This is a genomic window from Bradyrhizobium sp. 27S5 (assembly GCF_037217225.1).
In the GTDB taxonomy this organism is placed as follows: domain Bacteria; phylum Pseudomonadota; class Alphaproteobacteria; order Rhizobiales; family Xanthobacteraceae; genus Bradyrhizobium; species Bradyrhizobium septentrionale.
Map to the genome: position 1 here is coordinate 3,855,359 of NZ_CP147714.1, position 13,543 is coordinate 3,868,901.

13 protein-coding genes are annotated in these 13,543 nt (G+C 65.1%); 1 reads left to right on the forward strand and 12 read right to left on the reverse strand.

All coding sequences use genetic code 11. The annotated features are described in order from the left end of the window. Positions 1–159: 159 nt before the first annotated feature. From WDM24_RS17740 to WDM24_RS17790, 11 genes are all read right to left on the reverse strand, one after another. Positions 160–900: an SDR family NAD(P)-dependent oxidoreductase gene (locus tag WDM24_RS17740; protein WP_166296276.1), complete on the reverse strand. Its 741-nt coding sequence runs from the start codon at positions 898–900 to the stop codon at positions 160–162. 241 nt (positions 901–1,141) lie between these two features. Continuing rightward, positions 1,142–2,638, reverse strand: a complete 1,497-nt coding sequence (purF, locus tag WDM24_RS17745; protein ID WP_414645758.1) for an amidophosphoribosyltransferase — start codon at positions 2,636–2,638, stop codon at positions 1,142–1,144. A gap of 64 nt (positions 2,639–2,702) precedes the next feature. Then, complete coding sequence (locus tag WDM24_RS17750) at positions 2,703–3,338, reverse strand: CvpA family protein (protein WP_029083542.1); 636 nt, start codon at positions 3,336–3,338, stop codon at positions 2,703–2,705. A 188-nt stretch (positions 3,339–3,526) separates the two neighbouring features. Next, positions 3,527–5,008, reverse strand: coding sequence for a DNA repair protein RadA (gene radA / locus WDM24_RS17755; RefSeq protein ID WP_166296274.1), 1,482 nt, complete (start codon positions 5,006–5,008; stop codon positions 3,527–3,529). 106 nt (positions 5,009–5,114) lie between these two features. Next, positions 5,115–5,579 (reverse strand): hypothetical protein, encoded by a 465-nt coding sequence (locus WDM24_RS17760; protein WP_338700174.1) that lies wholly within the window; start codon positions 5,577–5,579, stop codon positions 5,115–5,117. A 17-nt stretch (positions 5,580–5,596) separates the two neighbouring features. After that, a complete protein-coding gene (locus tag WDM24_RS17765) occupies positions 5,597–6,322 on the reverse strand; it encodes a sulfite exporter TauE/SafE family protein (protein WP_338831938.1) in 726 nt (241 codons plus the stop codon). A 128-nt stretch (positions 6,323–6,450) separates the two neighbouring features. Further along, entirely contained in the window at positions 6,451–7,254 is an 804-nt protein-coding gene (locus WDM24_RS17770; RefSeq protein WP_338831939.1) for an outer membrane protein, read from the reverse strand. A 363-nt stretch (positions 7,255–7,617) separates the two neighbouring features. Then, a complete protein-coding gene (locus WDM24_RS17775; protein ID WP_338831940.1) occupies positions 7,618–8,388 on the reverse strand; it encodes an exodeoxyribonuclease III in 771 nt (256 codons plus the stop codon). 30 nt (positions 8,389–8,418) lie between these two features. After that, positions 8,419–9,738, reverse strand: a complete 1,320-nt coding sequence (alr, locus tag WDM24_RS17780; RefSeq protein ID WP_338831941.1) for an alanine racemase — start codon at positions 9,736–9,738, stop codon at positions 8,419–8,421. Between the two features lie 48 nt (positions 9,739–9,786). Next, the gene (locus WDM24_RS17785) at positions 9,787–11,289 is read right to left on the reverse strand and encodes a replicative DNA helicase (protein ID WP_029083536.1); all 1,503 of its coding nucleotides are present in this window, start codon (positions 11,287–11,289) and stop codon (positions 9,787–9,789) included. Positions 11,290–11,580: 291 nt separating this feature from the next. Next, positions 11,581–11,703 carry a hypothetical protein gene (locus WDM24_RS17790; RefSeq protein WP_256372062.1) on the reverse strand — a complete coding sequence of 41 codons (123 nt, stop codon included), beginning with the start codon at positions 11,701–11,703 and terminating at the stop codon, positions 11,581–11,583. Between the two features lie 133 nt (positions 11,704–11,836). Between WDM24_RS17790 and WDM24_RS17795 the strand changes: the two genes are divergently transcribed. Further along, positions 11,837–12,058, forward strand: a complete 222-nt coding sequence (locus WDM24_RS17795) for a hypothetical protein (RefSeq protein WP_338700185.1) — start codon at positions 11,837–11,839, stop codon at positions 12,056–12,058. Positions 12,059–12,078: 20 nt separating this feature from the next. On the opposite strand, the gene WDM24_RS17800 is transcribed toward WDM24_RS17795, so the two are convergent. Further along, entirely contained in the window at positions 12,079–13,332 is a 1,254-nt protein-coding gene (locus tag WDM24_RS17800) for a cyclopropane-fatty-acyl-phospholipid synthase family protein (RefSeq protein WP_338831942.1), read from the reverse strand. Positions 13,333–13,543: the final 211 nt, after the last annotated feature.

A 13,543-nucleotide genomic window follows, 5' to 3' on the forward strand; every position in this document is an offset into this window, starting at 1 on the left:
GCGTGCCAGGGATTCGTAGCCTCGTCGAAGCCTTGGCGTAGACGGGACCGGGCGATCCAGTACGCCGCGGCTTCTCGATTCAAACGCAATCGCCTCTGGAATACTGGATCCCCGCATTCGCGGGGATGACAATGGAAGGCGCGGCTCACCTGTTACTCCTTACGCCGGCGGCTGAAAACTCCGCAGCGTGCGCGCCTTGTAGTCGTAGAGCTTACCGGTCTCGGTCCACGCGGGCGAACACATCGGCACGATGTATTCGGCAGCCATGTCGGGCGTATCCAAGGTCATCGGGTCTTCGCCGGGAAATACCTGCGCGCGCATCCGCGTGCGGATCGGACCGGGGCTGAACAGATTGACGCGCAATGCCGTATTCGCGGTCTCATTGGCCCAGGAGCGCACCAATGCGTCCAGCGCCGCCTTCGAGGCTGCGTAGGGGCCGAGATAGGCGTTGGCCTTGTGCGCGGCGCCCGAGGTCACGAACACCGCGCGGCCGGCGTCGGATTGGCGCAGCAACGGGTCCATGCAGCGGATCAGCTGGAAGTTGGCGGTGACGTTGATCGCGAACACGTCGTTCCACGGCTTCAGCTCGATATGGCCGAGCGGCGACGACGGTCCGGCCGTGCCGGCATTGCCGACCAGGATGTCGAGCCTGCCGTGCCGCTCATGCAACGCGAGCCCGAGCCGTGCGATGCCGTCGTAATCGGTGAGCGAGAGCGGCACCAGCGTGGCGCTGCCGCCGTCCTTCCGGATCGCGTCGTCGAGTTCTTCCAGCCCTCCTTGCGTGCGCGCCACCGCCACGACATGGGCGCCGGCCTTTGCCAGCGCGACCGCGGTCGCATAGCCGATTCCGCGCGAGGCGCCGGTCACGAGGGCGATACGGGAGGCGAGGGGTTTTGTCATGTCTGTCTATCCGCGTCTTTGCCCGGGGTATTACAGACAGAAATGACCGGGACAAGCCCGGCCAAGACGAATTCCTTTCTATCGCGACGTCAGCTACCGCCCGGATACGAGTTGTGGTCGCTGTTGGTTCCGTTGCCCGACCTATCCGAGGTTACCTTCATGCCTTGCCTGAAGGCAAACACGATAAAGCCAACCAACAGCACTCCGCAGAAAATGCCGATGACTGGCTGCATCTCGTGCGTCAGCTCGCCTCCGCCAGCAGCGAGAGCTGGCGCGGCGGGGCCTCGGTTTCGCTCTGGTCGGTGAGGTGGGTCGGATAGGCGCCGGTGAAGCAATGGTCGGCGAATCTCGGATTGGCCGGATCGCGCCCCTCATAGCCCATCGCGCGGTACATGCCGTCGATTGACAGGAAGGCGAGCGAGTCGGCGCCGATGATGTCGCGCATCTCCTCGAGCGAATGGGTGGCGGCGAGCAGGCCGCCGCGGTCCGGCAGGTCGATGCCGTAATAGTCGGGATAGAGGATCGGCGGCGAGGCGAGGCGGAAATGCACCTCGCGGGCGCCGGCGTCGCGCATCATGCGCACGATCTTCTTCGAGGTGGTGCCGCGCACCAGACTGTCGTCGATCAGGATGATGCGCTTGCCCTCGATCGCGGCGCGGTTGGCCGAATGCTTCATGCGCACGCCGAGCTCGCGCACGCTCTGGGTCGGCTGGATGAAGGTGCGGCCGACATAGTGGTTGCGGATGATGCCGAGCTCGAACGGCACGCCGGAATATTGGCTGTAGCCGACCGCGGCGGGCACGCCGGAATCCGGCACCGGCACCACGACGTCGACCTCGGGATGGCTCTCGCGCGCGAGCTGCGCGCCGAACGCCTTGCGCACGTCGTAGACCGAGCGGCCGCCGACGATGGAATCCGGCCGCGCGAAATAGATGTATTCGAAGATGCAGGGCCGCGCCGGTTTCGGCGGGAACGGCTTGTGGCTGTGCGCGCCGGTCTCGTCGAACACGATGATCTCGCCGGGCTCGATGTCGCGGACATATTTCGCGCCGATCATGTCGAGCGCGCAGGTCTCCGAGGTCAGGATCGGATGGCCGTCGAGATCGCCGAGCACCAGCGGGCGGATGCCGAGCGGGTCGCGCGCGCCGACCAGCTTCTTGTTGGTCAGCGCGACCAGCGCATAGGCGCCCTCGATGGTGCGCAGCGCCTCGATGAAACGGTCGATGAAGCGGGTGCGCTTCGACTGTGCGACCAGATGCAGGATCACCTCGGTGTCGGTGGTCGACTGCATCATCGCGCCGCCCTTGACCAGCTCGCGGCGCAGGGTCAGGCCGTTGGTGAGGTTGCCGTTGTGGCCGACCGCAAAGCCGCCGGCGCTGAGCTCGGCGAACAGCGGCTGCACGTTGCGCAGGATGGTGCCGCCGGTGGTGGAGTAGCGGACATGGCCGACCGCGGCATTGCCGGGCAGGCGCTCGATCACCTCGCGGCGGGAGAAGGCATCGCCGACCAGGCCGAGGCGGCGTTCACTGTGGAAGCGGCCGCCGTCGAAGGTGACGATACCGGCGGCCTCCTGGCCGCGGTGCTGCAGGGCGTGCAGGCCGAGCGCGGTGATCGCGGCGGCTTCGGGATGGCCGAAGATGCCGAACACGCCGCATTCCTCGCGGAGCGAGTCGCCATCGAGATCTGGGTGGTATCTGAGAGGGTCCTGCAGTTCGATCGGGCCGAGGTCGAGATCCATCTGGTCGGCTTGATCCGAAGGGGTCTGCATCTCGTTCATCGCCTCTCGTAAGGGCCCAAATAGTTTATCGGCCCGCGGGTTTCTCGATCAGCTTTTTCAAGCTGTCACGCGCAGGTTTGCTATAGCCATCACCCGACGCCGGCGTCGCCTGATCATTGGTATCGGCCGCAGAATCGTCGTCTGGCTTATTCTTCTTGAACTTCTTTAAAATGGTGTTCTCGGGGTCGTCAGGCAAGAGCGTCATCAGCCAATCCCCGGTTCCCTGCAGCACCACGCGGGACTTCGCCCCGGTGACCCAGTCGGGCCGCTGCTTGTCCGGAACCAGCCAGGTGAAGAACATGAACGCCACGACTACGATCAGAAGGCCGCGGGCGAGCCCGAACAGGAAGCCGAGGGTGCGGTCGAGCGCGCCGATCCGGGAATCCAGGATCATGTCCGAGATCCGCACCGTGATCACCGAGACCACGATCAGCGTGCCGATGAACGTGCCGGCCACCACCACCACGGCCGCGACCGTGTCGTTATTGAAGTAAGTTTTGGCGGTCGGCAGCAGCTTCGAAAAAGCATACAGCGTGACCAGGGCGGCGGCGCCCCAGGCCGCGATCGACAGGATCTCGCGCATAAAGCCGCGCACCATCGCCAGCAGGCCCGAGATCAGCATCACGCCGAGCAGGACAAGATCGAGTATCGTTACGGGCATCGGCTGGTCAGGTCCGCTGGTACGTTTCGGTACGCTGTTAAGGGCTTACGCTGTTAATGGCTCTCGCGAATCGGCAAAGTCGGTGCCGTCCTAAATGAGGCGCATCGGGGGCGTCCGGCAAGTCCGCAACACCACCTGTCCCGCGCGGCGGATGTATAGCGGCGAGGGGCTGAGACGTCACGCCCGCTTTAGCCGTTGTCGCGACGGAATCGGGCCGGTGTGGCATTTTTCCCAGCCGATTCAGCGCGCCCAGAACCGTCTTGGTCGCCCGAAGACGGATTCCGGCCGCCTCTGGGCGTTCCGCGTGCGGCAATTTCGGCGACCAGCGTGGTCAGATTGCCGACGCTGTTCAGCGCCAGGCCGGCATCGCCGCCGCTCTCACCGCGGACCGATTCGGGCAGGATGGCGCGGCCGAAGCCGAGCTTGAGCGCCTCCTTCAGCCGGGCCGGGGTCTGCGCCACCGGGCGGATCGCGCCCGACAGCGAAATCTCCCCGAAATAGACCGCGTCCGTCGGCAGCGGCGCGTTGACCAGCGAGGACACCAGCGCGGCCGCCGCGGCGAGGTCCGCGGCCGGCTCCTGGATGCGCAGGCCGCCGGCGACATTGAGATAGACGTCATGTCCGGACAATTTGACCCCGCAATGCGCTTCCAGCACCGCGAGCACCATCGACAGCCGGCTCGGGTCCCAGCCGACCACGGCGCGGCGTGGTGTGCCGAGCGAGGTCGGCGCCACCAGCGCCTGCAGCTCGACCAGCACCGGTCGGGTGCCCTCGATGCCGGCGAAAACAGCCGTGCCGGGGCTGCCGAGCTCGCGTTCCGAGAGGAACAATTCGGAGGGGTTGGTAACCTCGCGCAGCCCAAGCCCGGTCATCTCGAACACGCCGATCTCGTCGGTCGCGCCAAAGCGGTTCTTCGCCGAGCGCAGGATACGGAACTGCTGCGAGCCTTCGCCCTCGAACGACAGCACCGCATCGACCATGTGCTCGACCACGCGGGGGCCGGCAATCTGGCCGTCCTTGGTCACATGCCCGACCAGGATGATCGTTGCCCCGGTTTTCTTGGCGAACCTGATCAGGGCCTGCGCCGAGGCGCGGACCTGGGTCACGGTGCCCGGCGCGGATTCGACGGTGTCGGTCCACATGGTCTGGATCGAATCGATCACGATCAGCCGCGGCACTGCGCCTTCCGAGAGCGTCGAGACGATGTCCTCGACCGACGTTTCGGACGCCAGCTGCACCGGCGCGTCGGCGAGCCCGAGCCGCTCGGCCCGCAGTCGCACCTGGGCGACCGCCTCTTCGCCGGAGATATAGACCGCGCGGTGGCCGGCGCGCGCCATCATGCTGGTGGCCTGGGTCAGCAGCGTGGATTTTCCGATGCCGGGATCGCCGCCCACCAAGAGCACCGAGCCGCGGACAAAGCCGCCGCCGGTGACGCGGTCGAGCTCGGCCATGCCAGACGACAGCCGCGGCGCGTCCTGGGTCTTGCCGGAGAGCGATTCCAGCGCGAACGTCCGTCCCTTGCGCTTGGAGCGGATTGAGACCGGCACCGAGCCCGTGGTGTCTTCCTCGGCCAGCGTGTTCCACTCGCCGCAGGAATCACACTTGCCCTGCCAGCGATTATACGCCGCGCCGCAGTTCTGGCAGACAAAGGAGAGGGTGGATTTGGCCATGAAGGGACTCGATTCCGCATCCTTTCAATAGCACGGATCACAAGGGGGCAATGCCCAAGGCATCGCCGTGCCCAAGCGTGTTTGGTCCGAGACCTGTTGGGATGGTCTATGTCGAACGCTGCTTGACGACCCGAACAGCGATTGCGGCGGCTGGCCATAGCTGCAGCCTGTAATGATCATCCCCATCCAGGCCGTTTGCCGACAGCGTGTCGAGTGCCCCATACGAGACGCGCACCCGATAGCTCCCCGGCGAGACCTCGATGCGTTTCGCGTCAGGGAAGTAATCGGTGCAACCGGCGATCACGATGCGCCCGGACGCGACATCCAGGCTGGCTTCGACGACGTGATCCCATTCAGAGGAATCGTCGTCCGGCTCGCCTTCGAGAATCTGCACAGCGACCGGAACGTCCATGTTTCGCACGGTGCCGATCCCGACCGTCCCGGGCGCTACCGCGAGCAATCGGTCGGTCGCTTCCTCTGTCCACGCCTCGGAAAGGTTGCCATCCGCAGGTTCATCCTGGATGTAGAATTGGAAATAGTCCGCAAACAGCGAGAGTTCGAAAGATTTCATGTTCAGCTTCGCCTGGATTAGTGCACCGCCGCCGACCACAGCAGCGACACGCCCGCCGCCAGCATGATGCCGTCCATGATCAGGCGGAACGCGTCGGGCTTGAGATGCAGCACGAAGCGTTTTGCGATGAAGGCACCGGACATCAGCGATGCCCCGGCGATCAGGCCCTTGAATGCGATATCAGGCGTCAGCGCGCCGAAGCGCTCGAACATCACCGACTTGCTGACATAGAGCCCGAGCGAGCTTGCCGCTTCGGTGGCGAGGAACGCGCCCTTGCTGAGGCCGTAAAACAAAAACAGCGGCACGCTGAGCGGGCCGGTCGAGACCACGACGCCGGTGAGATAGCCGATCACGGCGCCGCCGATGGCGAGATGCCAGAGATTGGCCTTCAGCTCGTGCCGCGCCAGCCAGTGCCGTACCGGCACCATCGCGATCAGGAACACGCCGATCGCGATATCGACCGCATGCGAGGGCAAAGCGAGCAGCGTCCGCGCGCCGAGCGCTGCGGCCGGAATGCCCGTGATCGAATAGGCCGCGCAGGCCCGCCAATCGACCTCGCGCCACCAGGCGAGAATCCGCGACAGATTGGCCATCACAGCGGCGACCGCCATGATCGGCACCGCCTGCTTCGGCCCGTACTGATAGACCAGCACCGGCATCAGCATGATCGACGAGCCGGTGCCGACGATGCCGGAAATGGTCCCGGCGACCAGGCCGACGATGAGGACGAAGAGAAAACCCACCTGCGCACTCCGGAACGTGGTCCCGAGCTACGCTTGATGCGTGTCTCGAGAGCCGCGCTTCACTGTGACCCAATGGTTCGAAGCAGCGCAAGGCGCGTCTGAACCACAGACAAGCATCGTGAGGCGCGTCAGTACTTCGCGACGACCGGGCCGCCGAACCGGTAGTTGACGCGCACCGTCACCATGTCGACGTCCTGGCGGATGCGTTCGTCATGGTTGAGCGCGGCGATGAAAGCCGGATCGTAGGTCATGCGAACATTGTTGGTGCCCATGAACAGATGGTCGTATTCGACCGCCAGCGACCAGTTGCGCGCGATGCCATATTCGGCGCCGGCGCCGATCGCGCCGCCCCAGCGCGTCTCGGCGCCGCGATCGGCGATGAATCCGACCGGCACGCCGGGGCCAAATCCTGTCGTGATGAAGCTCTCGTAGCGATCGCGCACCACGGCCGCGCCGCCCTTTGCGTACAGCAGGAACGAACCCCAGGAATAGCCGACCTGTCCGGTGAACAGGCCGATGGCATCGATCCTCGAGCGGTTGGCGAAGCCCGCGAACAGCGGGGCGACGGACGGGTTCGAGCCGGAAAGGTCGGCCCAATTGCCCTGCGCTTCCACGCCGAACACCCAGGCCGCCTGCTGCCCGCGATAACCGATCTGGCCGCCGGCGGTCGCGCCAGAGGCCGTGTGGCAACCTTCGGGGCCGGCAAAATTCAGCACGCCGAGCGTCGGATTGGTGATCGTGAACGGCACCACGTCCCAGCATTTCCGGCTCCAGCTGCCGCCGCCATTGGCGCCGACATAGAAGCCGCTCCAGTCATAGGCGGTGGCGACGATCGGCGCCGCCTTGGTGTAGGGGCGGGCGGCGATGTCGGCAGCGGACGCGCTGGCAATGCCGAGCATGAGCATCGATGCGGCGACGAAATAGGACTTCATTTGCAGGCCCAATGCATGAATCAAATCGGCGCGACTGTAGTCGATTTGCACGACCCCAGGCTGTACCCGGTCCGCCACATCCGCCGCGCATTCGCCCACATCGGGTGGCCTCGGCGGCCGTGCAAAAACTGCCCGTCGGGCAAATGCGAAGCTGCGTCCCCATCCACAACTGTCATCGCCCGGCTCGACCGGGCGATCCAGTACGCCGCGGCCCATCCGCTCAACTACGACTGTCTCTGGAATACTGGATCGCCCGGTCAAGCCGGGCGATGACACCGAACGAGCTGTTTGACAGGTTGAATCGAGAACCATCCTGATCGTCGTCCTGGCCTTCGCCAGGACGACGTCAACAATGAGCATCCATCACTTCAACACCACCCACGCCGGCGCATGGTCGCTGGCGCCTTCCTCGCCGCGGATGTCGCGGTCGACGCCGGCTTTCGCCAGCCGCGCAGCAACTGCGGGGCTGAGCAGCAGATGATCGAGCCGGAGGCCGGCATCGCGCGGCCAGCGGTTGCGCTTGTAGTCCCAGAAGGTGAACATCTGATCATCCGGATGCATCGTGCGGATCGCGTCGCACCAGCCCTGATCGACCAGAGCCTTGAATGCGGCGCGGCTCTTCGGCTGGATCAGCGCGTCCTTGTCCCAGGAGCGGGTCGGATAGATGTCGAGAGGCGTTGGCGCGACGTTGTAGTCGCCGGCGAGCACCACAGGGACGTCCTGCTTGAGCAGCTTGGCGGCGTGGGCGCGCAGCCGCTTGAACCAGGCGAGCTTGTAATCGAATTTCGGTCCCGGCTGCGGATTGCCGTTCGGCAAATAGAGGCTGGTGACGACGATGCCGCGCACCGCGGCCTCGATGTAGCGCGCCTCATGGTCGTCGCGGTCGCCGGGCAGGGCGGTGCGGATCAGGACCGGCTCGGCCTTGCGCGCGAGGATGGCGACGCCGTTCCAGGTCTTCTGTCCCTGCCACACCACGCCATAGCCGGCCTTCTCGATCGCCGCAGCCGGAAACTCGGCATCGCTTGCCTTGAGCTCCTGCAGGCTGACGACGTCAGGTCTGGCCGACTTCAGCCAGCGCAACAGGTTCGGCAGCCGGCGATTGATGTTGTTGATGTTGAAGGTCGCGATCTTCATGCGTGCAGCCGATCGCGCCGATCGATCGCGTCAAGCGGATGGCGGGGTTGGTTCGGCGGGCAATGGCGGTGGCGCAGCGGGCGCTGTCGGCAGCGCAGGCGGCGCTGCAGGTGCGGCGGCAGCTGTCTCGCTCTTCTCGGCGATCGCCTCGCTCTTCTCGACGGCATCGCTTCGCGCAGCGACGGCATCGCCGCCCTTGTAGATGCGCACGAAGCGGCGGCCGAGGCTGGTCAGCACCTCATAGCCGATGGTGCCGAAATGATGTGCGACCTCGTCGACCGTGATGCCTTCGCCGATCAGCGTCACCATGTGGCCGCGCCGCACGGCATTCTTGTCGAGGTCGGTGACGTCGACCGCGATCAGGTCCATCGAGACCCGGCCGGCGATCGGGCAGCGCTTGCCGGCGACCACGACCTCGGCGCCGCGGGTGCCGTCATTGGCGCTGGCGGCGCGGAAATAGCCGTCGGCATAGCCGGCGGAGACGATCGCAAGCCGGGTCGGCCGCCGCGCGGTCCAGGTGCCGCCATAGCCGACGGTCTCGCCGCGATCGATGTTGCGGATCTGTACGATGCGTGCCTTGAGGTCGACCACAGGCTGCATCGGGTTGTCGGCCTCGGGCGTCGGATTGACGCCATAGAGCGCGCAGCCCGGCCGCACCATCTCGAACTGGAACGGGGCGCCGAGGAACACGCCGGAGGAGTTGGCGAGCGAAGCCGGCACGCCGGCGAACAGGCTCGCGATTTCGCGGAAGCTCGCAAGCTGCCTGGCGTTGGCGGGACTGTTGAGCAGTTCGGCGGAGGCGAGATGGCTCATCACCAGCGTGATGCCGTGATCGCCGGCATTGATCCGCGGAATGATGCCCTGGGCCTCGCTGACCGTGAGCCCGAGCCGGTTCATGCCGGTGTCAATATGGATGGCGGCGCCGCCGGACCAGCCGGAGCGGCGGCAGAACACGTCCCATTCGGCGAGCTCGTTGAGATCGCCGATCACCGGCTTGCAGTCGATCCTGGCGTAGGCGTCGCCGGTGTTCTGGAAGAAGCCGCCCAGCGAATACACCGTGGCCTCGGGAACGGCCGCGCGCACCACGGCGGCCTCTTCGACGGTGGCGACGAAGAAGGTCTTGCAGCCGGCCTTGGCCAGCGCCTGCGAGACCTGCTCGGCGCCGCAGCCATAGGCGTTGGCCTTGACCACGGCGGCGCATTCGGCCGGGACTGCGGTCTTCTCGAGCTTGCGCCAGTTGGCGATGATGGCGTCGAGGTCGACGGTGAGGATACCGCTGGCGGTCGGATGGGCCGCCAGCAAACTGGCTTCGGGCGTCAGCTGCGATTTCGCGTCGGTCACGATGTTCATGCCGCATTTCTACGCGTCGCGCTTGCGGCGTTCAACCGCGTCAGAGCATCAATAGTGGCGATCCGGAACCTGACCGTCGGGTGCGAGGTCGCCGAAGCGCGTCACGCTGGCCTCGAAGTGCAGGTCGACCGTGCCGGTCGGGCCGTGGCGCTGCTTGCCGATGATGACTTCGGCCTTGCCGTGGGCGAGGTCCATGTCCATCTGCCACTTCTCGTATTCCGGCGTACCCGCGCGCGGCTCCTTGTTGGCGAGGTAATATTCCTCGCGATACACGAAGATCACGACGTCGGCGTCCTGCTCGATCGAGCCGGATTCACGCAAGTCGGAGAGCTGCGGCCGCTTGTCTTCGCGGTTTTCGACCTGACGCGACAGCTGCGACAGCGCGATGATCGGGACGTTCAACTCCTTGGCCAGCGCCTTCAAATTGGTGGTGATCTCGGTGATTTCCTGCACGCGGTTGTCGTTGCCCTTCTTGCCCGAGCCCTGCAACAGCTGGATGTAGTCGATCACGATCAGGTCGAGACCCTTCTGACGCTTGAGCCGCCGCGCCCGCGCGGTGAGCTGCGAGATCGAGAGGCCGCCGGTTTCGTCGACGTAGAACGGCAGCGATTGCAACTCGATCGAGCAGTCGCGGATCTTCTCGAAATCGAGCTCGGAGATGCCGCCGCGGCGGATCGAGCTCGAGGGGATGCCGGAGCGTTCGGCGAGAATACGGGTGGCGAGCTGCTCGCCGCTCATTTCGCAGGAGAAGAAGCCGACCGCGCCGCCGTTGATCGCCTTGGTGGTACCGTCCGCCTGCACCTCGCCCTCATAGGCCCTGGCGACATTGTAGGCGATGTTGGTGGCAAGCGAGGTTTTGCCCATGCCGGGACGGCCGGCAAGGATGATGAGGTCGGAGGATTGCAAGCCGCCCATCTTGGCGTCGAGGTCGCGCAGGCCGGTCGAGATGCCGGACAATTTGCCGTCGCGCTGAAACGCCTTCGCCGCCATGTCGACGGCGACGGTGAGCGCCTGCGCGAAGCGCTGGAAGCCGCCATCGTAGCGGCCGGTTTCGGCGAGGCTGTAGAGCTGCCGCTCGGCATCCTCGATCTGCGCGCGCGGGGCAAAGTCGACCGGCGCGTCGAACGCGACGTTGACGATGTCTTCGCCGATCCGGATCAGGTCGCGGCGCAGGCTGAGATCGTAGACGGTACGTCCGTAATCCTGCGCGTTGATGATGGTGGTCGCTTCGGCTGCGAGCCGCGCCAGGTATTGGCTGATGGTCATGCCGCCGATGTCGGTGTCGGCCGGCAGGAACGTCTTCAGGGTCACGGGGGTCGCGACCTTGCCCATCCGGATCAGGGAACTGGCGGTCTCGTAGATCGTCTGGTGCAGCGGCTCGAAGAAATGCTTCGGCTCCAGGAAGTCGGAGACCCGATAGAACGCGTCATTGTTGACCAGGATCGCGCCCAGAAGGCTCTGTTCCGCTTCGATGTTGTGCGGCGCACTCCGATAGGTCGGGGACGCAGCGTCGGGCGCGAGCTTGTGGACGTTCGAATCAATCAAGGCCATGGACAAGCTTATTCTTCTGATTTCGTCGCTACTGCGATTTTCGGATGTGGGGCGGCGATCAAGCGCCAGCCCGGCACGAAGCGAAAGGACGGATGTGCCTTATGCACGATTCACACAACGCGATGTGTGAATCCGCCACGGCCGGATGCATTCCGCTTGACGGGGTTTTGCTCGAAACCGGGCGGAGCTCGGCCGATCTGTGATGTCGTTGGTAAAAATTCGACGCGGCCTGAACCTTTTGCCGGGCTGCCGCGCCCAACCGGAAGCGAAGTCGCTGCTGGCCCCGGTTCCTCAGACCAGAATGAGGAAAGCCAGTGCGATCAAGGCGGCCGCCACGCCGGTTGCGATCAGGGCGTAGTCGGTCACGAGGTCGCGCTGCGGGTCCAACATCGTCTGGTGCGTTTCTCGGGTCATTCCGGACCTCTACGACAGACCGGGACGGACCTCTGTGAAGCAGATCACACCTGGCGCACTTTCTTTGCGTCAGGTTCGCGGGAACGACCCGGCGGATTCCGGGTTGTATTCGCTCAGGGAAGATACGGGGACCATGGCTCACGAGTTTCAGACAGCGCGAATTCAGCCCGGCCGGGCAGGTGGCATGGACCGCCGCTGGCTGGCGGCGCTTGTCGAGGCCATGGAGCAGGCGGCGCGTCCGGAAGTTCGGGGTGTTCCCTGCGATGCCCGGCTGATCTCGGCGGCCGCGGCCCATCTGGCGCGTCCGGCCCCGACCTTCGCCCATTGCGGGTCCGCCTTCAGCCTGCGCAACTAGCAGCTGGCATTATTTCAGACTTATTCGCCGGCGAGTTGCAGCCGGGGCTTGGCGGCGCCGGCTTCCTCGAGCCGCAGCCGGGCTTCCTCGCGCCCGATATAGTCGCGGGTCATCGGGACCACGCCCTGGCGCTTGGTGAGCTGCAGCTGGAAGTTCATCATGTTCTGCACCCGGAACGACATCTCCGAGGCCGCCAGATAGAATTCCCACATCCGGGCAAAGCGCTCGTCGTAGAGCCGCACAGCTTCCTCGCGCCGCGCCATGAAGCGCTCGCGCCACGCCTTCAGCGTCTCGGCGTAGTGCAGGCGCAGGATCTCCATGTCGCAGATCAGCAAGCCGGCCTTTTCGATCGCCGGCACGACCTCGGAGAGCGCGGGAATGTAGCCGCCGGGGAAGATGTATTTGCGGATCCAGGGGCTCGTGACATCGGGCCCGGTCGAGCGGCCGATCGAATGCAGCATCATGACGCCGTCGTCGCTCAGGAGCTCGGCGCAGCGCTTGAAGAAGGTTTCATAGAAGGCGACGCCGACATGCTCGAACATGCCGACCGAGACGATGCGGTCGAACGGGCCGGGGATGTCGCGGTAGTCCTCGAGCAGGAAACGCGCCGAATGCGACAGGTTTCGCTCCGCCGCCCGGGCGTTGGAGATCTGCAGCTGCTCGGTCGACAGCGTGACGCCGGTGACGTCGGCGCCGCTCATCTCGGCGAGATAGAGCCCAAGCCCACCCCAGCCGGAACCGATGTCGAGGATGCGGTGGCCGGGCCTGATCAGGAGTTTTGCGGCGAGGTGGCGCTTCTTGGCGAGCTGGGCATCGTCCAGCGTCGCGTCCGCCGTCTCGAAATAGGCGCAGCTGTACTGCTTGTCCGCGTCAAGGAACAGGGAATAGAGGCGGCCGTCGAGATCGTAATGGCTGGCAACATTGCTCCTGGAGCGGCCGCGCACATTGATCTGCTGGGCGCGCCGTCCAAGGAAACGAACCCAGGCCTGCAGCCTGGCAAAGTTCGGCAACATGGCCGCCTGGCCCATCAGGACAGACAGCACCTCGGCGATGGTGCCTTGTTCCACCACGAACGTGCCGTCCATGAAGGCTTCGCCGAGATAGAGCTCGGGATCGACCAGGACGCGGACTTCAGCCCCTGGGGTCATGAAGCGCGCGGCAACGGGTTCGCCGGTGCCGTCACCGCAGGTGAATTGGGCGCCGCTCGCGGTCGTGAACGTGATCGAGCCGCGGCGGATGAAGCGCTCCAAGAAGAATCGCAACAATCGGTCCATCGAAACACCAACGGAACGGCAAGCTGCACACCGACACCACCGGAGCTGATCACTCCAATGTGTCCCCATCCTCAACATAGGCAGGGAATTAAAAGCCGCTATTGCGTTGTGGTCAAAGCCGATATTCCAAAATGTGACAATTGCGTGGATGCGTCATGCGCGCGCTTCCATTCGCGTGATAATCGGCTAAAAGGTCACCGCCGCGGCCGAT